This is a genomic window from Companilactobacillus versmoldensis DSM 14857 = KCTC 3814, assembly GCF_001434295.1.
GTDB classification, from domain to species: Bacteria; Bacillota; Bacilli; order Lactobacillales; family Lactobacillaceae; genus Companilactobacillus; species Companilactobacillus versmoldensis.
In genome coordinates this window covers 38,043-54,405 of record NZ_AZFA01000005.1, presented here as the reverse complement: position 1 = coordinate 54,405, position 16,363 = coordinate 38,043, and the positions used below count along the sequence as shown (strand labels likewise).

The window sequence follows — 16,363 nt, the reverse complement described above, 5'->3', positions numbered from 1 at the left end:
AGGGATTGGAAATGGTTACGAGTAGATACGATCGACAGCTAAAAATCGAACAAATTGGAGAGAAAGGTCAAAAAAAGTTTGGTAATTCACATGTTTTGGTCATCGGAGTCGGTGGATTAGGCAGTTTTGTCTCCTCAGAACTAGTTAAAGCCGGAATCGGCGAGATAACTTTAGTCGATTTTGACAAAGTTGAATTCACTAACCTACACCGTCAGAATTTATATACCGAAAAAGACGTCAATAATGACTTAGATAAGTTAAATGCCATGAATAGACATTTACAGGCAGCCAATTCTGAAGTTAAAATAAACCTAAAGGATCAAAAGTATTCAGCTGATTTGATTACCGACGATTATGACTTAGTAATCGACTGTACCGATAATTTCCCAGTCAAATATCAGATCAACCAAGATTGTTATCAAAAAAACGTGCCTCATATCTTTGCAACATGTGCCGGAAATCAAGGCCAAGCCATGTTCATGAAATCTCAGGATGACGCTTGCTTAGAGTGCCTCTACCCTCACCAAAATATCGCCAAATTAGGACTAAGCGCCAACATCGGTACTAATCCCATGATCGTAGCCATCACCGGCAGTCTCGAAGCATCAATGGCTTTGAAATTTTTAGTAGATCCAGATGCCGTCAAGTCAGGTAACTTAATCGTCGTCGATAACTGGAATTTTGATTTTCGAAAAATCCATGTGAAAAAGCAGCACAGCTGTCCAATTTGTGGAGGTGGTAAATAATGGTAGATTTCGGAATTATCACAGTGAGTGATACCCGCACCATTGAAACTGACAAGTCCGGTCAATACTTGCAAAAAAAAATGACCGCAGAAGGCCATCATTTTCTGAAAAAATATATTGTAAAAGATAACTCAGAACAGATCATTTCGGCGTACAATAAACTAATAGAAACCGATTGCAAATTGATACTTGTAAACGGTGGTACTGGTATTGCTGTACGTGATGTAACCATTGAAACTTTAGAACCTAAATTTGTGAAAGCCATCCCCGGTTTTGGAGAATATTTCCGCAAGATAAGTTTCGATGAGATCGGCATTAGAGCGTTAGCTTCAGGCGCTACCGCTGGAATTACAGAAAACGATCAATTGTGTTATCTGTTGCCAGGATCGACTAACGCCTGCACAACAGGGCTTGAACAAGTCATTTTACCGGATCTAAATCATTTGATTAAGGAGATAACAAAATAATGTTTACACCAGTTGACGAAAGGAATTCTATTTCGATTGATGACGCTAGAAAAGTTATCAAGGAAAGTGTTGACAAACTCACACTAAAAACAGAGAACGTAAAAACTTCCGAGGCTGCCCATAGAGTTATCGCTGAAGACGTGACTGCCACTAACGATTTCCCAACTTTCCGCAGATCAGGTGTTGACGGCTATGCAGTCATCAAATCTGACTTCACCGATTTCCCCAAGCAATTAAAAGTTGTTGGTAACATCCCTGCTGGAGCTGATTTCGACCGTCCAATCGTATCTGGCGAAGCAGTCCGGATCATGACTGGCGGCTACGTTCCCGACGGAGCTGACTGGGTGGTCATGTTGGAAACAACTAAGATGATCAACGACGACACAGTTGAAATATCTGAGTTGCAACACAAAGACAACATCACACCGATTGGCGATTACTTCAAAAAGGGTGACATGTTGCTTGAAAAAGATACCGAGATCAATCCTGGTGGAATCAGTTTATTGAGTGCTTTCGATATTCAAACGGTACCTGTTTACAAGAAACCAAAGGTCGGCATCATCACAACTGGATCTGAACTGCTCAAACCGGGTGAAAAAATCGTCAACGGGAAGATTTTCAACAGTAATGGTCCTTTGATCAAGGCGCTTTGCATCGAAAATGGTGCTGAAGTCGTTAGTTACACTCAGATCAAGGATGATTCTAATTTATTGAAGCAAGCTATCGAAGACCTGCAAGGCAAAACTGACATCATCATTACTGATGGTGGTGTGTCAGTTGGTGACTACGATATCATCGCCGACTTAGCCAAGTCAGCTGATAGATTACTCTTCAATAAGATTCAAATGAGACCAGGCTCAGTCACAACTGCCTTTGTTGATAAAGGTACGATCTATTTCGGATTATCAGGTAATCCGGGAGCCTGCTTCACTGGTTTCTACCTTTATGTTGAATATGCTTTGCGTCATTTACAAAAGCAAACTAGCCGTTGCATCGAATGTCTCGGTACATTGAACGCTGAATATACCAAAACGAACGACTATGACCGGATCTTACGAGGTAAATACAAGATAACTTCCGACCATATCGACGTTGGACGTGTCGGCGGCGATGCTTCCGGTAATTTGAATAATCTGCAGCGAGCAACTTGCTTCTTTGAGATCCCACGAGGCGATTCGATCACTCCAAAAGGGAGCGTCCTGCGGACATGGTTACTACCTTTCAAATAGTCGGTCATAAGAAAAGTGGCAAGACCACTTTGACTAACGATTTTTTACAAGTCGGTCAACAATTGGGATATCAATTTGCCGTGGTCAAACATACACATGGACCAGTGGATATCCCAAGTGACACCGATACAGGCAAATTTTATCAACATTCAAACGACGTTTTATTACTAAACGATCAACAAACAATTCATTATCAACGTAATATTCCAACCTCAGCTGAAGCACAAGTCAGGCAATTGCAGACTACGACCACAGCTGACTTTTTAATCATTGAGGGGTTGAAAGAGCTGGAATATCCCAAAATTGTCTTGTTAAAAGCTGACGAGACGATGACTGCATTTGGGGAGATCAGCCACATCCAACATTTCGTCAGTCTTCAAAAATCTACTACCACCAACGATATTCAATCGCTCAAGGATATAGATTATCGAACAAAATTTATAACAAAGTTTTTGAAGGGGATACAATGACAGATGGTTTAATTTTAGCAGGTGGAAAATCGACCAGATATAAAAGCGACAAGGCCCTCGCCCACTTCAACACGCGTATTTTGACCAACGTTGAGTATACTGCCAAGGAGCTTTTACCATTTGTGAACGAATGTTATGTTTCCACCAACAAAGAAAACAATCGGAAAATACGTCAATTATTCTTTGACGTGGCTCATCTAAGTGTGATCCAAGACCAAGCACCTTTTATTGAGAAAGGTCCGATTGGAGCATTATGGTCTTATTTCAAATTAACTGGCAAAAAGCATGCAGATTTGATTGTTTTAGCAACTGATTATAAAAACATCAATCCAACCGTGTTAGAATTAATCAATGATAGAAACGCTTACATCAAATGTGGTGATGAACCACTTTACACCTTTTGTCACATCAAATTAACTTTTGCTGATCTTCAGCATCAGCTACGAAATCGTCGAACTCGCTGGCGTGATGTTCTCGATACATCAGACTGCGAAGCAATCAAAATAGCCAATCTTAAAATTAAAAATATCAATTGCCAGGAGGATTTAACATGAAACAAAGATCAGAAATGACGGATGGAGATTTCCAAAAACTCATCCGGATCTGTATGAACGATCTTTCGATTCAACGGACTTTACTAGAAAATGATATGCAAGAACAACGTGATGACTTGCGGACTTTGGAACAGGACCAAGCCATCGATTCATTGGAACGACGGATCATGTTGATCAAAAAAGACTATGATCATTACTCCGAATTCCTTGATCCAAAATATTCAAAAGAAGAAATTCAATATTAATTAGAGATGATAAACCATGGAAAATAGCGATAGCCTTTGGATTCAAAAAAACTTTTTGGACTCACCCGACGCTACTTTGATCGTCAAAGGTGACAAAGTTGTCATAATAAATAATGCCGCCCAAGAAATTATTCGTGGTTTGGATATAGATGTAAATTACTTGATTCAATTGGTCCAAACCAACATGGCAGAAAATAATTCCGCAACTAATAATTGTTTCAATTGCATTGTTAAAGAAACCATGCATCACAACTCCGTTCCTATCAATGTGATGGACAAAAAACAGCTGCAAAAGCTAACTTTTACCTTGGATTACTATGTGATCGATAAAGACAAAAATGTCTATTCGATCGTTATCAGAAACAACGCTACACAAGATCGACTTAGAAATATTGAAGATAATCACGATATAGTTCGAAAAATCAATCGAACTCAGGAGAATGAACGTAAAAAGATCTCCGAAGATCTGCACGACAGTGTAGCTCAGTCAGTTTATTCTTCAATCATGACTTTAAATCGTATGAAATCAGGCGACAAAGATAAAGATGAACTGATCTCTTCCGTTCAAGACCAACTGAGGGGTACCTTGAGCGATATTAAGAGTTTAGCTGTCGATGTCAGACCAGCCGTCTTAGATAATTTTGGTTTGATTGCTGCTATCCATGCCCTTTTGAAACGGATGCAGCCTAGTACTGATATTGAACTGGACTTTGTCGACCGCAGTGGCGATTTAAGTGGACTTTCCGATGATATCAAGACCACACTTTATCGGATCGTTCAAGAAGCTACCACGAATGCCATCAAACATTCTAAAGGTGAAACAATCGTTATCATGCTTGTTGCCCATAAAAACAAGATCACCTTGGATGTGATTGATGACGGTGTCGGATTCAATATGTATACCAAGAAATCTTACAATGGATCTTCTCTCGGAATGATCAATATGAATGAACGTGTTAAGTCATTGAATGGTTTTTTCCTCGTCGATTCAAAAATTAACGAAGGAACAACGATCACAGCAGAATTTCCATATGAAAGTATCAAGGAGCCGACTAAAAACGAGGAATGAGTAAAATATGAAAAACGTATTGATAGCCGATGATTTCAAAATTTTACGCAAGGGACTCACTTATACGATCAATTCAACAAATAATTTTCACGTTACTGCCGAAGCTGGGGACGGCAATGAAGCTTATTCGATTATTGAAAACCAAGATATCGATGTTGCAATCATTGATATCTCCATGCCACCCGGGGAAAGTGGTCTAGTCACGATCAAACGGATCCATGACTACCACCCTGAGGTAAAGCAAATCGTTTTATCAATGCACGAGGAACCTGAATACATAAATACTGCTATCGCAAATGGTGCTTTATCATATGTCCTGAAAAGTTCAGATGAACAGGAACTGATCAAGGCTTTGAAACATGCCGATGTCAATGAATCTTATATCGACAGCAATATTGTCATGACTGAAAATGACTATCAAAGTATTCAAGAACAAAAAGAAAAAGGTCATGAAGACGAAAAAAATCTGGATAAGTTGAGCTTTGTCAACTTATCCAGACGTGAACGTGAAGTATTACCTTTGATCTGTCTTGGCTTTTCTAATCAAGAAATTGCCGAAAAATTATTTGTTACTAGAAAGACGATCGAAGCACATAAAACTAATATTATGAAAAAGCTTGGTTTCAATTCTCGTCGGGAGCTACTGCATTTTGCTATGCAGCATCACCTGATCGACTTTTAGTCATCGTGACGATTGTTGTTGAAACAATCAACAAGATGGCACCAATGATGATATTAGCTGTTATTTGGATCGGGAAGAAGAAGTAGGAATAAACGATCACTACCAGTGGTCCCAACGCACGCACGATATTGGCCTTACCAGCAGTAATAAATTTCAAGCTAGTATAGAACAATAATAGTGAAAGAAATCCGTTAAAGAATGCACCAAAGAAGTTAAATGTAACAGCTTTGGCTTGAATGCCAGCAAATGTTCCTGGGATGAATACCCCAGTGATCAACAACAGTGCGGCTGAGACCAAGTGGTTGTAAAATAACACATTACCTGGATGATTATCTTTAACAAGGTATTTTGCAATAATATTATTAGCAGCGTACATGAATGGATAGACGAAGGCACAAACAATGCCCCAAAAACTATCGATCTTAACACGACCGCTTGAAACGAAGAGTGATCCGGCGATACACAAGATAACGGCCAGATAATCCCAACGGGTCAAACGTTCTTTTAAGAACATGTACGACAAAACGAAAACATAAACTAAATAAATCCGAGCAATCAATGTGACAGTTACCGGACTTAACATTGATAAAGCCACATATTGTAAAATCACTCCAACACCATTGGTCAATCCTAATAAAATGACCCATTTATCTTTAATGACTGAAAAGTCATGATACATGACAAAGATCAAAATTAGATTGAAGATGGCTGCAAAGACACTAGTGAAGATGGCACCTAAAATTGGATTCAAACTCACTAATGAGAATTTATTTAGCACCGGGCTAATACTACTAAATAGCAAGGAAATTAAATTAAGTTCAACACCTAATCGTTGAGCTTTTTTTGTATTTCCGTCTGACATTAATCGACAGCCTCAATCTTGAATGGAGTTGTGCTTAGAGCATCACGTACTTCATCAATATCAGCATTTCCAATGACTGTAGCAGTCATATCGTCCATATTTTTCTCAATCTTATCAACGCCATCGACGTTACTTAATTTTTGAGCGATATGGATTGGGCACTTTTCACATCTTAAACCTTTGATCAAAATTTTCTTAGACATAATGATTCCCCCCTTGTAAGTGAATACATTTATTCTAACAGAGTATTTTGAAAAATTAACTTAGTAATTTTACTAATTCCAAAAGTTGATGAAAGACTATAAAATATAATTAATGAATATTGGAGGATTTCAATTATGGCTAACAATGTAACTATGGATGAATCAATTTACCAGCTTTTAAAGGACGTTGATCGGAATTATTTCACATCAAATAGACAATTGAATACGAAATCCATGCTTTACCAAACGATTGAAGAAGTACAGGACAAGGGTTGGTTCCAAGATCTCAACCTAGAGACGGTCGGCAACTATCCCCTTGCTACTGCTACTTTGAAAAAGGCTACGTTAACTGAGGCTGGAGTTAAACGTTTGGCTGAATTAAAGCAAGAATTCGACAAAGATAAGGAGTAATGATTGATGGATATTAATGACTTGAAGAAACAAATCAATGACCGTTTTGAAAATACGCCGATTCAGTCTTCAGCTTTTTACGCTGATCCTGAGGATCATTTGGACAATCAAAAGAAGTTACGGGTGACTTTGAAGTCATTTATCGAGACGCAAAATCCTGACACTCCTTTTGCTTTGCAGATCATGGCTACTCATTCTGAGATCACAATCATGCCATTGGGCTTGTTGGACTTGAATGAACTGAAGGATTGGGAAAACAAGAAGCGAGCTGAAAGTGGCAAGACTTATGCTTCTGGCAACGAAAAAGAAGGTACTCCGGTGGTGGTTCAATTTGAATCACACGTGAAAGACTTTAAATCAGAAAAAGAAGTTCTCGACTTCTACACTGATGATTTATTCGACCATTTCAATGACACTTTCAACAACAAACTTTGGCCAACGGTTATGAAATATTTGAACGAAAATCAAACTATCTTACGTTATATCGAAAAGAAATTGGTCAAGGAAAGTGAAGAAGTTAAGGATACTAATCTTAAACAGTTGAACAATATGACGACTGAACAACGCGAGAAAAAAGTTGGTTTCAAATTGGACGAGAAACAATTTGACCACTACGCAACTTATATCGCTGATCTAAGTCAAGTTAATGCAATTTTGGTTGCATCGGGTTCCTTCGTGAAAGATCAAATTTTGAAGGATATGCCTTTTGCTCAAATGATGAACTTGGCGGAGATGCGGAACACCTTCTTCTGGGTATTAGATAATACTTTCAATGAAATGGTTTATTTCTACATCCAACGTTTCGGTAGCACCAATCCAAATTTGAAGAAACATTTGAACACCATCCGCAAGAATCTAGCCACTTTGATGCGGACCGACGCTTGGAAAAAGTGCAACGATATTATTGAAAAAAATCAAAAATTCAACGTCAACAAATTTTTCAGTGACGTTTTCATGCCTATCGCCGAAAATCTTGAAGTTGAAGTAGACAAATTTAATTAGGGGAAAATTATGACAGCAGTCTCACCTTTTGAACAATTTAAAAAATTAAATGTCCAGTTAGTTGGCTTAGAAGACTATATGCGCCATCTTCTCGAACTTCACAACGACGACATTATTCAAGAAGCTGGAAGTTATTTGCATTCAGGACGTTTCCTACATGCAGCGTTTTTCTTTTTATTTTCAGGTTTTGGTGATGCTGACTCGGAAGATCTCCGAGACAATTCTTTGCAATCAGCTGCGGCAGCAATGCAAATGTTTTATATCCGTAATCAAATGATGCGTAAACATCAAGCTGGACCTGATTCAATCAAGCTAAACTTTATGGTGGAATATTTCTCCGATTTAATTGATGTTGAATTTCGGAAATGTTCAGCGGACGATGACGACTTGCAAGGCAAGATCGATGCCGTTCAAGAGATCACTACAAATCAATTAATGGCTGACGAACAAATGGTCAAACCAGTTGAAGATGTCGCTGAATACGTTAAACGAATCGAAGCTAGCTCAGCTGTCATGTTTGAATTTGCTTGTCGCTTTGGTGCCCAAGCTACTCATGCTGACGATGTGGTAGTCGATTCAGCTGGTCAAATCGGTCGGACTATCGGTTTGGCCTATCAGATCAAAAGCGAGATTCTCGATTTGATCGGAATCAATACGACTGAAGAACAATTTGGTCCTTTGTACATGCTACAAAGTGGCGAATTCACCCTTGCAACTATTTTTGCTGTTTCTAAAGCCGGTCCAGATTTTATGAACAAAGTTGCTCAGGCTGGTCGCAGTGGCGAAAAAGAACTAGCAGAAACAGCTGAATACATCATTGATAACGGTGTCGATGCGGCTCAAGTAATGGTCAAAGAATATAAAGATCAAGCAATATTTGATATCAATATGCTACCAAATATCCCTGAAAAACAAGATTTGAAAAAATTAGTTAATATGTTGTTGTAATAAAAGAGTGCAAGAAAAGGCAGATCATCGAAAAATTGAATTTTCGATGATCTGCCTATTTTTTTAAAGTTAATATTTACTATAATTAATTCCGTTATAAACAAATCCATCTGGTTCTGCGGCTGTATGGCCTGCCAATGTAGCAAATTTAGAAATCACGTTACCATTAGCATCGATCTCATCACCCGCACGATTGTAGTAAGTCACAATTGGAGTCTGGAATTCACTATCAACGACTTTGTAGCCACCATTTCCTGTAGCCGTTGTTGTAATACCATCACGTAATCCTATTGATGTGGCATAGCCCATGGAATGCATGTATAAATAAGTAGCCATTTCAGGACTAGTCAGAACTGTTGCCGTAGCGTTGGGATTAGTCGTTTCTGGTGTCTTAGCTGGAGCTTGTGTGGCCGTAGATGAACCCGATGAACCTGATGAACTCGATGATCCACCTTTTTCTGGAGACGTAGTAGCAGCTGGAGCCTCTGAGTTAGTCGTTGGCTTATAGCCATTAGTTGTTGTCATTTGATTAGCTTGCTTTGTGGCAGTTCCCACAGCAATTTCAAAATTGAATCTACTCAATTTATTTTCATTATCTTTATAAACAAAGTAGTTACCAGAGTTATTCAAAAATGTGGCTGAAAAACCAGTGAATAGGTGCTTGATGTCGACCGTCTCATGTGGTTTGACCACTAATTTTTCTTCGCGGCTCGACTTTCTATAAGTCCCATCACTACGCAGGACCTTGAAGTCAGACAACTTAAATTTGACTGAATGCTTCGACTCATTTTTCACCGTAGCTGAAACATCGAAGTCGGACTTTAACTTTTTAGCTTTAAAGGCAAATTTGATTTCTCGCTTATCAGCTTTGGACAACTTTTGATAATATTTGACCGTTGAGGATTTCTCAGCGGCAGTCTTGGTCGGGCTTGAGGCACTGGTAGAACCATTGGTATGACCACATCCACTCAGGATCATCGCACTGAGCAATCCTACGATAATTACACCTTTTCTCATCTTAATAATCTCCTTAAAAGACAATACTTCGGCGGCTATATAATCTCATGGGTATTTTACAACTATTAATAATATTAATCGAAAGAATGCAACTTTTATTTATTCCAACTGTTAACCGAATATTTGGCATTAAATAAATTAAATGATATTTTTAATATATAGAGATGAACTGGAGGTAAGCTCTTGAAAGAAATAACATTCAACCATCGAAAAAGTTCCGTTATCGGTATGGGCACTTGGCGTATCGGTGAAGGTGATCTATTAAAATCACAACGAGAAATGGAAATCATACGCTACGGCCTAAATCATGGTGTCAACGTGATTGACACTGCCGAAATGTATGGTGACGGCAAGTCCGAAGCCTTAATTGGTAAGGCCATCAAAGGGTTCGATCGTGATAAATTTCAAATCATTTCCAAATTTTATCCAAATCATGCCACACCTAAATTAATCAAGCAGAGTCTCGAAAATAGTTTAAAACGACTTCAAACTGATTATTTGGATTCATATCTGCTACATTGGCGTGGGAACACTCCTCTAGCTGAAACGGTCCAAGGCCTTGAAGAAGTTAAAAAAGAAGGATTGATTAAAAGTTGGGGCGTATCCAATTTCAATCTAGCTGATTTAAAAGAACTAGCTGAGGTTCCTGACGGTCAAAATTGTCAGATCAATGAAGATTTATATAACTTGACTAGTCGTGGCGTTGAATATTCAATCTTGCCTTACCAAAAAGAACATCAAATGTATTTCGTTGGCTACTCTCCTTTTGGATCAGATAAGAATGAATTCTTATCTCTGAAAGATGATGTTGGCCAAGTAGCCGCTCAAAAGCATATTTCAATTTTTGAATTGTTGCTCGCCTGGGTGATTAGAAATAACAATGTCTTAAGCATTCCAAAGACTAGTGACATTGCCCATTTCCAATCAAACTTGCATGCCACCGAAATTGAATTCAGCAAAGACGAGTTAGAACTACTTGATAAGATTTATCCAAAACCAACTAAAGAAACTACTTTAGATATTATTTAACAAAAAGCCTTTGAGTTAGACAATTACTGTCTGACTTAAAGGCTTTTTGTTATTTTTGTGCACCACTCCAACCATCAGGCTGATTCTGAGTTGGTTTGATCAAGTCAGCAAATTTAGCATTTAAACTGCCATCCATATTGTAAACATCGCCATTTGGTTTAACGATATATTCTTCTTGCTTATATTGATTTTCAGTCGACTTAACGTGATACCCATCAGCTTCAGCTACACCTTGATACTGTCCACGATTATAAGAATACCCCATTGAATGGACCATTAAATCTGCAGCTTGATTAGCGTTATGGATCTTTACCGCTGAATCTTGGTTAGTTGATTGTTGTTCAGAACCTTTTTGCCCTGTTTGACCCGCCGGTTGTTGGGTCGTCTTTTGCGTATTATTTACACCATTGTCAGCACTAGTTTGAGAATTATTGCTGCCTGCTTGATTATTGCTAGAGTCATTAGTCTTCTCAATCGTTTGTTTAGGTTTGCTAGCCTGTGTTGCTTGTTCAGATTTACTTCTTTGTTCTGTTGCTTTTTTATTCGAAGGCTTATTAACCCTTTTGGTATGTTCAGACCCCTTCTTTGTCACCGATTCAGTTTTATCTGGTGATTTTGAAGAATTTTTTTGATTATTCCCTCCACAAGCTGTCAATGAAATCATTGTAGCAACCGCAATAGAAGCCAAACCAATCTTTTTGATAACTTTCATAATTACAATCTCCTAAATTAATTGAATTCAAATTAAATATATCATAATTACTTATAGTTAACTTTAAGATTAATAACTTTTCGAAATATATTTCCAAGATGACTTTTAAAAATCACCTTTATAAAAATATTATTTGCTAAAATCTCGAAAAAGAGTAACATAGTATCCGATATTACAACAAGTGTTCACTAATCGTGAACATAGAAGGGGAACAAAATGGCAAAAGAAACTTTAAAGAGGAGTCTCTCCTCTCGTCAGATGCAGATGATCGCACTGGGTGGAACTATCGGTGTCGGTCTATTCATGGGATCTGCTTCAACTATCAAATGGACAGGTCCATCTGTTCTTTTGGCATACGCCCTAGCTGGTTTGATTTTATATATGGTCATGCGTGCTCTAGGAGAAATGCTCTACGTCGATCCATCAACAGGATCATTTGCAAAATTTGGTTCAGAATATATCCATCCAGTTGTTGGCTACTTGACTGCATGGAGTAACGTTTTTCAGTATTTAGTAGTTGGAATTTCAGAAGTTATTGCTGTCGGGACTTACTTAGCTTTCTGGTGGCCCAATATGCCCCAATGGATCGCTGGAGCAGTAATCGTTATAACTCTTTGTATCGCTAATTTAACGTCAGTTAAAGCCTATGGTGAATTGGAATTCTGGTTTGCCTTGATCAAAGTTGTCACAATTATCATGATGATCATCTTTGGACTATTAGTAATCATTTTTGGATTTGGAAATCACGGACACCCTATCGGGATCAGTAATCTTTGGACCAATGGTGGTTTCTTCACTGGTGGTCTGAAAGGATTTATTTTTGCCCTTTCAATCGTTGTTGCCTCTTACCAAGGTATTGAAGTTATCGGAATCACCGCAGGTGAAGCCGAGAATCCTCAAGAAAACATTGTCAAAGCTATTCGTTCGATTGTTGGTCGGATCTTAATCTTCTATATCGGGGCAATTTTCGTGATCGTTTCGATTTACCCTTGGAATAAATTAGGAACAATGGGCTCACCTTTCGTTGAGACTTTTGCCAAAGTAGGTATTACTGCTGCAGCGATGATCATTAATTTCGTAATGCTGACAGCTGCTATGTCGGGCTGTAATTCTGGTATCTTTAGTTCCAGCCGGATGCTATATACTCTGGGACTTGAAAAGCACTTGCCCAAGGCTTTTACAAAAGTCTCGAAACATAAAGTCCCATATATTCCCGTCATTACTATTTCAGCTGGTATCTTGATTGGCCTAATGTTAAATTATGCATTGCCAGCCATCTTCCATACTTCGAGCAATATTTTCGTAATTGTTTACAGTTCTAGTGTCCTACCAGGAATGGTCCCATGGTTCGTTATTTTGATCAGTGAATTGCGTTTCAGAAAGATCAACCGAGCAAAAATGAGTCAACATCCGTTCAAAATGCCTTGGTTCCCAATCAGCAACTACTTATCAATTGCTGCTTTGATAGTTATCTTGATCTTCATGTTCTTAAATCCTGAAACAACCATCTCACTATTAGTTGGCGTGGTCTTCCTGTTATTTATGACAGCACTCTACTTTATCCGTGAACGGAAGAAAAATAATTATCCCGTCGAAAATGATTCATCTAAAGTTGAAGAATAATTATTGGTGTCAAAAGCTTTCAAATGAGTTATCAAATCTTAAAAAATTCAAAAAAGTACCCCTTAGATAACAAATTTTCTATTATTTAATCTGTTACCTAAGGGGTATTATATTCTCAACTGAATTAATGGTTTTTTCCTATTATTAGTTGTACTTGTGTCCGCGTTTGTGTATCAGACAGAGCAATGGATTCGTCGGCTTGCGCTACTGAATGCTTGTTTGGAGCAGCGCCGGTTGTCCCTATCTCTTGATTATTACTATATTTTTCTGAATTACTATTCATGGGCCCCCTAAACCAATAGAGATAATTATGTCATTGGTAAAATCTGAATAGTTCGGAAGGTTCAGCCTGAAAATCAACTTCATCGATTGTGTTCGGTTATTCGAGATTTGAGGAGCTTGATTATTCACTGAAGTATTATTTTGGTTGTTATCTGAATTATTGACAGATAATCTTTCTGAATGAATTTCTTAGTCGCTATTATTAAGTTTAGGCCGATAACAGTTGCATGTACTATACTCATAATTAATATTCAATATATGATAAGTAACTAATTCCAGAAATAAGGCCTTACGATCGTTAGACAAATAAATGATTCATCTCTTATAGATGTGTAAATTCTTGAATATTTGATCCGTACCAGAACAAATAAAGTGCTATACTAACATTATAATTAAATTTATATAATCTTATTAGGGGGATTTATATTCTATGAAACTTTCAAAAACTTTTATTGGCATTCTTGCTTCTGCATCAATGCTTAGCTTTGGTATTGCACCAGTTGTTCAGGCTACACAAACAGCCCAAGCATCAGAATCGGATTTTGACATCCCTGTTGGTACTGTTACTAAAGCACCCGGAACAATCCGTGTGTATGACGACTCTGATAACGTAACGCATCTATATAACTTTGAGGGTAATCAACCTCATATCTCGGCTGTTCGTTCAGTCGAAAATGGTACTTGGTGGTATACTGACGAATACAAAACTGCTCCTGACAGAAATGGTCATATTGTTACTTATTATCGTGTATCAACAAATGAGTGGGTTATCAAATATGATCTTGATACAGTTAACTTTGAAACTGGTCAATATTAAAATTAATTAAAATGTTAAATTTAGATTAGGTTAAGGAACCTAATCTTTTTTTTGAGTCTATTGTGCTACCAGAAATTATCAAGAATATTAAATATAACCAATTGGTCTATGAACACATTAACAAAAAGTTAGGTACCAATCTTACTCCTAAAGAAATTGAGAAACGGTTCCAAATCACCTTGCACTGTCATGATTGCAAGGTATCCAGAAAAGATAAAAGCTACTATGTTACTTGCAAATCACAATAAGTGGTCCTGACTATTAATGTTTCCAATTACCGATTGATAACCGTTGACCGTACTGATTTATAACACTTAAAAAACTACCAAAAAATTGAAGTACCTTAAAAACGTTAGATGTTTGAATAAGAATTTTTGTTAAGATATCATAGCTCGATTTCTGTATTCAACAGAGGTAAAACCTTTTTGGTTGATCAATATTCTCTCGGTATTATTCCAATAAATATAACAACTAACTAGATGCAGTAATTGCTTTATATCTTGTATTCTGTTTCGATATAGACATTTCCGAAAATTAATCATTCGTACAGCTTGATGCTGTTTATATTTAAAAGTCATTTTCAACCCAAAAGCGAATGATTGTGTATTTTTTATAAATTAATGAAGGCCCAATAACAACCATTTCACTACTGGTTAATGTGGTCTCCCTGTTATTCATGACGGCATTCTACTTCATTAGAGAACGTAAAAAAATAATAAATATAGTTATTCAACTAATAAAGAACAATCCGAAGTTGAAGAATAAGAATCAACCATTAAGCCCAAAACAGAAACTGGTTTGGGCTTTTTTGCTGTTTTAAATCAATTATGACCGATTGTTTTAAGAGTGTGAATTAATTAACACGTCATTGTTATCTAATAAATAATACGCTACAATTTATTAGTACGTGTTAAAAAGGGGGATTTATGGGGAATGAAAACGATTAGAAAAATCGGCTTATTATTAGTATTGTTCTTGGGGATCATACTAGTTACCGCTTGTGGTAACGGTTCCAAACAGAGCAATAGCGATAATTCGAACAAGCAAAAAACTACTAAAGAATTTAAAGGTCAAACCATGAACGTCGTGGCGACATCTGATGCATACCAACCATTGTTTGATAAGTTCAGTAAGCAAACTGGCGCTAAGGTCAAGGTACTTTCGATGTCCAGTGGTGAAGTTCTTGCCAGAATGAAAGCTGATAAAAGCAAACCAATGGCCGACCTCTGGTTCGGTGGTGGCCTTGATGCTTTCGAACAGGCTAAAACAGATCATCAATTGGAAAAGTACCAATCAAATTCGATTGACAAGATCAACAGTAAGTACCGTGATAAAGATGGTTATTGGTTATCTAAAGGCTTAACAGTCGGCGGATTCGTTGTTAACAAAAAAGTTCTCAAAGAAAAGAACTTGCCAGTTCCAAAAACTTGGAACGATTTAACCAAGAGCAAATATAAAGGTGAGATCATCATGAGTGATCCATCAGTTTCCGGAACAATGTACGCCATCGTCAAAGCTATCATCGACGAAAAAGGTGAAAAAGCTGGTTGGGAATACTGGAACAAAGTAAACAAGAATATTTCCTTCTATGGTAAACGTGGTAAGGATCCACAGGAAAAAACAGCTTCCGGTGAATTTGGAATAGGTGTCATCCCCGTCGATAAAATGGCATTTGATGCTGCCAAGCAAAACGATCTTACCGTTGTTTATCCAAAGGATGGCATTCCTTGGGTACCTGAAGGAGTCGCTGTCTTCAAGAATGCCCCTGGTAAAAAAGTTGCCGAAGCATTCATCGACTTCATGTTAGAACCAAAGAACATGAAAGAATTGACTAAACTCGACGGTAAAGATACTGACCAAGTTATCATGCCAGGTGTTAAGGGACTTGATTTAGGCCTTAACAAGAAAGATTTGATGAAAGAAAACCTATCATCGTTTGGCTCTGATAGAACTGCAGTTTTAAATAAATGGTCAGATATGGTCGGAGATAAATAA

At 37.7% G+C, this 16,363-nt stretch carries 22 protein-coding genes; 16 read left to right on the top strand and 6 right to left on the bottom strand.

Translation table 11 applies throughout. The annotated features are described in order from the left end of the window. Window positions 1-11: 11 nt before the first annotated feature. From FC27_RS03990 to FC27_RS03955, 8 genes are read left to right on the top strand one after another with little or no spacing between them, the layout of a single operon-like run. Window positions 12-746: a HesA/MoeB/ThiF family protein gene (locus tag FC27_RS03990; RefSeq protein WP_010625406.1), complete on the top strand. Its 735-nt coding sequence runs from the start codon at window positions 12-14 to the stop codon at window positions 744-746. Further along, window positions 746-1,213: a MogA/MoaB family molybdenum cofactor biosynthesis protein gene (locus tag FC27_RS03985; protein WP_056938072.1), complete on the top strand. Its 468-nt coding sequence runs from the start codon at window positions 746-748 to the stop codon at window positions 1,211-1,213. Before FC27_RS03990 ends, FC27_RS03985 begins: the two co-directional genes overlap by 1 nt. Then, a complete protein-coding gene (locus FC27_RS03980) occupies window positions 1,213-2,442 on the top strand; it encodes a molybdopterin molybdotransferase MoeA (RefSeq protein ID WP_010625409.1) in 1,230 nt (409 codons plus the stop codon). Before FC27_RS03985 ends, FC27_RS03980 begins: the two co-directional genes overlap by 1 nt. Continuing rightward, a complete protein-coding gene (locus FC27_RS03975) occupies window positions 2,421-2,912 on the top strand; it encodes a molybdopterin-guanine dinucleotide biosynthesis protein MobB (RefSeq protein WP_010625410.1) in 492 nt (163 codons plus the stop codon). The genes FC27_RS03980 and FC27_RS03975 overlap by 22 nt, the downstream gene beginning before the upstream one ends. Next, window positions 2,909-3,466: an NTP transferase domain-containing protein gene (locus tag FC27_RS03970; protein WP_010625411.1), complete on the top strand. Its 558-nt coding sequence runs from the start codon at window positions 2,909-2,911 to the stop codon at window positions 3,464-3,466. Before FC27_RS03975 ends, FC27_RS03970 begins: the two co-directional genes overlap by 4 nt. Next, window positions 3,463-3,711: a hypothetical protein gene (locus FC27_RS03965; RefSeq protein WP_010625412.1), complete on the top strand. Its 249-nt coding sequence runs from the start codon at window positions 3,463-3,465 to the stop codon at window positions 3,709-3,711. The genes FC27_RS03970 and FC27_RS03965 overlap by 4 nt, the downstream gene beginning before the upstream one ends. A 16-nt stretch (window positions 3,712-3,727) precedes the next feature. Beyond that, complete coding sequence (locus FC27_RS03960; protein ID WP_010625413.1) at window positions 3,728-4,780, top strand: sensor histidine kinase; 1,053 nt, start codon at window positions 3,728-3,730, stop codon at window positions 4,778-4,780. A gap of 7 nt (window positions 4,781-4,787) precedes the next feature. Continuing rightward, window positions 4,788-5,462: a response regulator gene (locus FC27_RS03955; RefSeq protein ID WP_010625414.1), complete on the top strand. Its 675-nt coding sequence runs from the start codon at window positions 4,788-4,790 to the stop codon at window positions 5,460-5,462. On the opposite strand, the gene FC27_RS03950 is transcribed toward FC27_RS03955, so the two are convergent. Both FC27_RS03950 and FC27_RS03945 read right to left on the bottom strand, forming a co-directional pair. Further along, window positions 5,434-6,324: a DMT family transporter gene (locus FC27_RS03950; protein ID WP_010625415.1), complete on the bottom strand. Its 891-nt coding sequence runs from the start codon at window positions 6,322-6,324 to the stop codon at window positions 5,434-5,436. The genes FC27_RS03955 and FC27_RS03950 overlap by 29 nt on opposite strands. After that, complete coding sequence (locus FC27_RS03945) at window positions 6,324-6,527, bottom strand: heavy-metal-associated domain-containing protein (RefSeq protein ID WP_010625416.1); 204 nt, start codon at window positions 6,525-6,527, stop codon at window positions 6,324-6,326. Before FC27_RS03945 ends, FC27_RS03950 begins: the two co-directional genes overlap by 1 nt. Before the next feature lie 135 nt (window positions 6,528-6,662). Here FC27_RS03945 and FC27_RS03940 point away from each other — a divergent pair, with 135 nt between their 5' ends. From FC27_RS03940 to FC27_RS03930, 3 genes are read left to right on the top strand one after another with little or no spacing between them, the layout of a single operon-like run. After that, window positions 6,663-6,938 (top strand): hypothetical protein, encoded by a 276-nt coding sequence (locus tag FC27_RS03940; RefSeq protein WP_010625417.1) that lies wholly within the window; start codon window positions 6,663-6,665, stop codon window positions 6,936-6,938. A 6-nt stretch (window positions 6,939-6,944) separates the two neighbouring features. Continuing rightward, the gene (locus tag FC27_RS03935) at window positions 6,945-7,940 is read left to right on the top strand and encodes a hypothetical protein (protein ID WP_010625418.1); all 996 of its coding nucleotides are present in this window, start codon (window positions 6,945-6,947) and stop codon (window positions 7,938-7,940) included. Between the two features lie 9 nt (window positions 7,941-7,949). Next, the gene (locus FC27_RS03930) at window positions 7,950-8,888 is read left to right on the top strand and encodes a polyprenyl synthetase family protein (RefSeq protein ID WP_010625419.1); all 939 of its coding nucleotides are present in this window, start codon (window positions 7,950-7,952) and stop codon (window positions 8,886-8,888) included. A 69-nt stretch (window positions 8,889-8,957) separates the two neighbouring features. Here FC27_RS03930 and FC27_RS03925 read toward each other — a convergent pair whose 3' ends face one another. Next, complete coding sequence (locus tag FC27_RS03925) at window positions 8,958-9,905, bottom strand: hypothetical protein (protein WP_010625420.1); 948 nt, start codon at window positions 9,903-9,905, stop codon at window positions 8,958-8,960. Window positions 9,906-10,133: 228 nt separating this feature from the next. Between FC27_RS03925 and FC27_RS03920 the strand changes: the two genes are divergently transcribed. Further along, complete coding sequence (locus tag FC27_RS03920; protein ID WP_040521400.1) at window positions 10,134-10,934, top strand: aldo/keto reductase; 801 nt, start codon at window positions 10,134-10,136, stop codon at window positions 10,932-10,934. Window positions 10,935-10,983: 49 nt separating this feature from the next. Here the strand turns inward: FC27_RS03920 and FC27_RS03915 are convergent, their stop codons facing one another. After that, the gene (locus FC27_RS03915) at window positions 10,984-11,646 is read right to left on the bottom strand and encodes a hypothetical protein (RefSeq protein WP_010625422.1); all 663 of its coding nucleotides are present in this window, start codon (window positions 11,644-11,646) and stop codon (window positions 10,984-10,986) included. Window positions 11,647-11,862: 216 nt separating this feature from the next. Between FC27_RS03915 and FC27_RS03910 the strand changes: the two genes are divergently transcribed. Further along, window positions 11,863-13,269 carry an amino acid permease gene (locus FC27_RS03910; RefSeq protein WP_010625423.1) on the top strand — a complete coding sequence of 469 codons (1,407 nt, stop codon included), beginning with the start codon at window positions 11,863-11,865 and terminating at the stop codon, window positions 13,267-13,269. Window positions 13,270-13,393: 124 nt separating this feature from the next. Here FC27_RS03910 and FC27_RS11755 read toward each other — a convergent pair whose 3' ends face one another. Beyond that, complete coding sequence (locus tag FC27_RS11755; protein ID WP_156402503.1) at window positions 13,394-13,552, bottom strand: hypothetical protein; 159 nt, start codon at window positions 13,550-13,552, stop codon at window positions 13,394-13,396. A 429-nt stretch (window positions 13,553-13,981) separates the two neighbouring features. Between FC27_RS11755 and FC27_RS03905 the strand changes: the two genes are divergently transcribed. Together FC27_RS03905 and FC27_RS12220 are read left to right on the top strand one after the other, a co-directional pair. Continuing rightward, window positions 13,982-14,368: a hypothetical protein gene (locus tag FC27_RS03905; RefSeq protein ID WP_010625424.1), complete on the top strand. Its 387-nt coding sequence runs from the start codon at window positions 13,982-13,984 to the stop codon at window positions 14,366-14,368. Between the two features lie 62 nt (window positions 14,369-14,430). After that, a complete protein-coding gene (locus tag FC27_RS12220; protein ID WP_076613344.1) occupies window positions 14,431-14,616 on the top strand; it encodes a DUF3781 domain-containing protein in 186 nt (61 codons plus the stop codon). A gap of 129 nt (window positions 14,617-14,745) precedes the next feature. Here FC27_RS12220 and FC27_RS12215 read toward each other — a convergent pair whose 3' ends face one another. Further along, a complete protein-coding gene (locus FC27_RS12215) occupies window positions 14,746-14,910 on the bottom strand; it encodes an IS3 family transposase (protein WP_420805448.1) in 165 nt (54 codons plus the stop codon). A 391-nt stretch (window positions 14,911-15,301) separates the two neighbouring features. On the opposite strand from FC27_RS12215, the gene FC27_RS03900 reads away from it, so the two are divergent. Then, the gene (locus tag FC27_RS03900) at window positions 15,302-16,363 is read left to right on the top strand and encodes an ABC transporter substrate-binding protein (RefSeq protein ID WP_010625425.1); all 1,062 of its coding nucleotides are present in this window, start codon (window positions 15,302-15,304) and stop codon (window positions 16,361-16,363) included.

What these genes read in the sequence shown, in the direction of transcription:
- FC27_RS03915 (WP_010625422.1), bottom strand. Translation starts at nt 11,646, where the DNA reads ATGAAAGTTATCAAAAAGATTGGTTTGGCTTCTATTGCGGTTGCTACA.
- FC27_RS03970 (WP_010625411.1), top strand. Translation starts at nt 2,909, where the DNA reads ATGACAGATGGTTTAATTTTAGCAGGTGGAAAATCGACCAGATATAAA.
- FC27_RS03935 (WP_010625418.1), top strand. Translation starts at nt 6,945, where the DNA reads ATGGATATTAATGACTTGAAGAAACAAATCAATGACCGTTTTGAAAAT.
- FC27_RS03975 (WP_010625410.1), top strand. Translation starts at nt 2,421, where the DNA reads ATGGTTACTACCTTTCAAATAGTCGGTCATAAGAAAAGTGGCAAGACC.
- FC27_RS03985 (WP_056938072.1), top strand. Translation starts at nt 746, where the DNA reads ATGGTAGATTTCGGAATTATCACAGTGAGTGATACCCGCACCATTGAA.
- FC27_RS03960 (WP_010625413.1), top strand. Translation starts at nt 3,728, where the DNA reads ATGGAAAATAGCGATAGCCTTTGGATTCAAAAAAACTTTTTGGACTCA.
- FC27_RS03910 (WP_010625423.1), top strand. Translation starts at nt 11,863, where the DNA reads ATGGCAAAAGAAACTTTAAAGAGGAGTCTCTCCTCTCGTCAGATGCAG.
- FC27_RS03990 (WP_010625406.1), top strand. Translation starts at nt 12, where the DNA reads ATGGTTACGAGTAGATACGATCGACAGCTAAAAATCGAACAAATTGGA.
- FC27_RS03900 (WP_010625425.1), top strand. Translation starts at nt 15,302, where the DNA reads ATGAAAACGATTAGAAAAATCGGCTTATTATTAGTATTGTTCTTGGGG.
- FC27_RS03955 (WP_010625414.1), top strand. Translation starts at nt 4,788, where the DNA reads ATGAAAAACGTATTGATAGCCGATGATTTCAAAATTTTACGCAAGGGA.
- FC27_RS03950 (WP_010625415.1), bottom strand. Translation starts at nt 6,324, where the DNA reads ATGTCAGACGGAAATACAAAAAAAGCTCAACGATTAGGTGTTGAACTT.
- FC27_RS03945 (WP_010625416.1), bottom strand. Translation starts at nt 6,527, where the DNA reads ATGTCTAAGAAAATTTTGATCAAAGGTTTAAGATGTGAAAAGTGCCCA.
- FC27_RS03980 (WP_010625409.1), top strand. Translation starts at nt 1,213, where the DNA reads ATGTTTACACCAGTTGACGAAAGGAATTCTATTTCGATTGATGACGCT.
- FC27_RS03920 (WP_040521400.1), top strand. Translation starts at nt 10,134, where the DNA reads ATGGGCACTTGGCGTATCGGTGAAGGTGATCTATTAAAATCACAACGA.
- FC27_RS03925 (WP_010625420.1), bottom strand. Translation starts at nt 9,905, where the DNA reads ATGAGAAAAGGTGTAATTATCGTAGGATTGCTCAGTGCGATGATCCTG.
- FC27_RS03965 (WP_010625412.1), top strand. Translation starts at nt 3,463, where the DNA reads ATGAAACAAAGATCAGAAATGACGGATGGAGATTTCCAAAAACTCATC.
- FC27_RS03940 (WP_010625417.1), top strand. Translation starts at nt 6,663, where the DNA reads ATGGCTAACAATGTAACTATGGATGAATCAATTTACCAGCTTTTAAAG.
- FC27_RS11755 (WP_156402503.1), bottom strand. Translation starts at nt 13,552, where the DNA reads ATGAATAGTAATTCAGAAAAATATAGTAATAATCAAGAGATAGGGACA.
- FC27_RS03930 (WP_010625419.1), top strand. Translation starts at nt 7,950, where the DNA reads ATGACAGCAGTCTCACCTTTTGAACAATTTAAAAAATTAAATGTCCAG.
- FC27_RS03905 (WP_010625424.1), top strand. Translation starts at nt 13,982, where the DNA reads ATGAAACTTTCAAAAACTTTTATTGGCATTCTTGCTTCTGCATCAATG.
- FC27_RS12215 (WP_420805448.1), bottom strand. Translation starts at nt 14,910, where the DNA reads ATGATTAATTTTCGGAAATGTCTATATCGAAACAGAATACAAGATATA.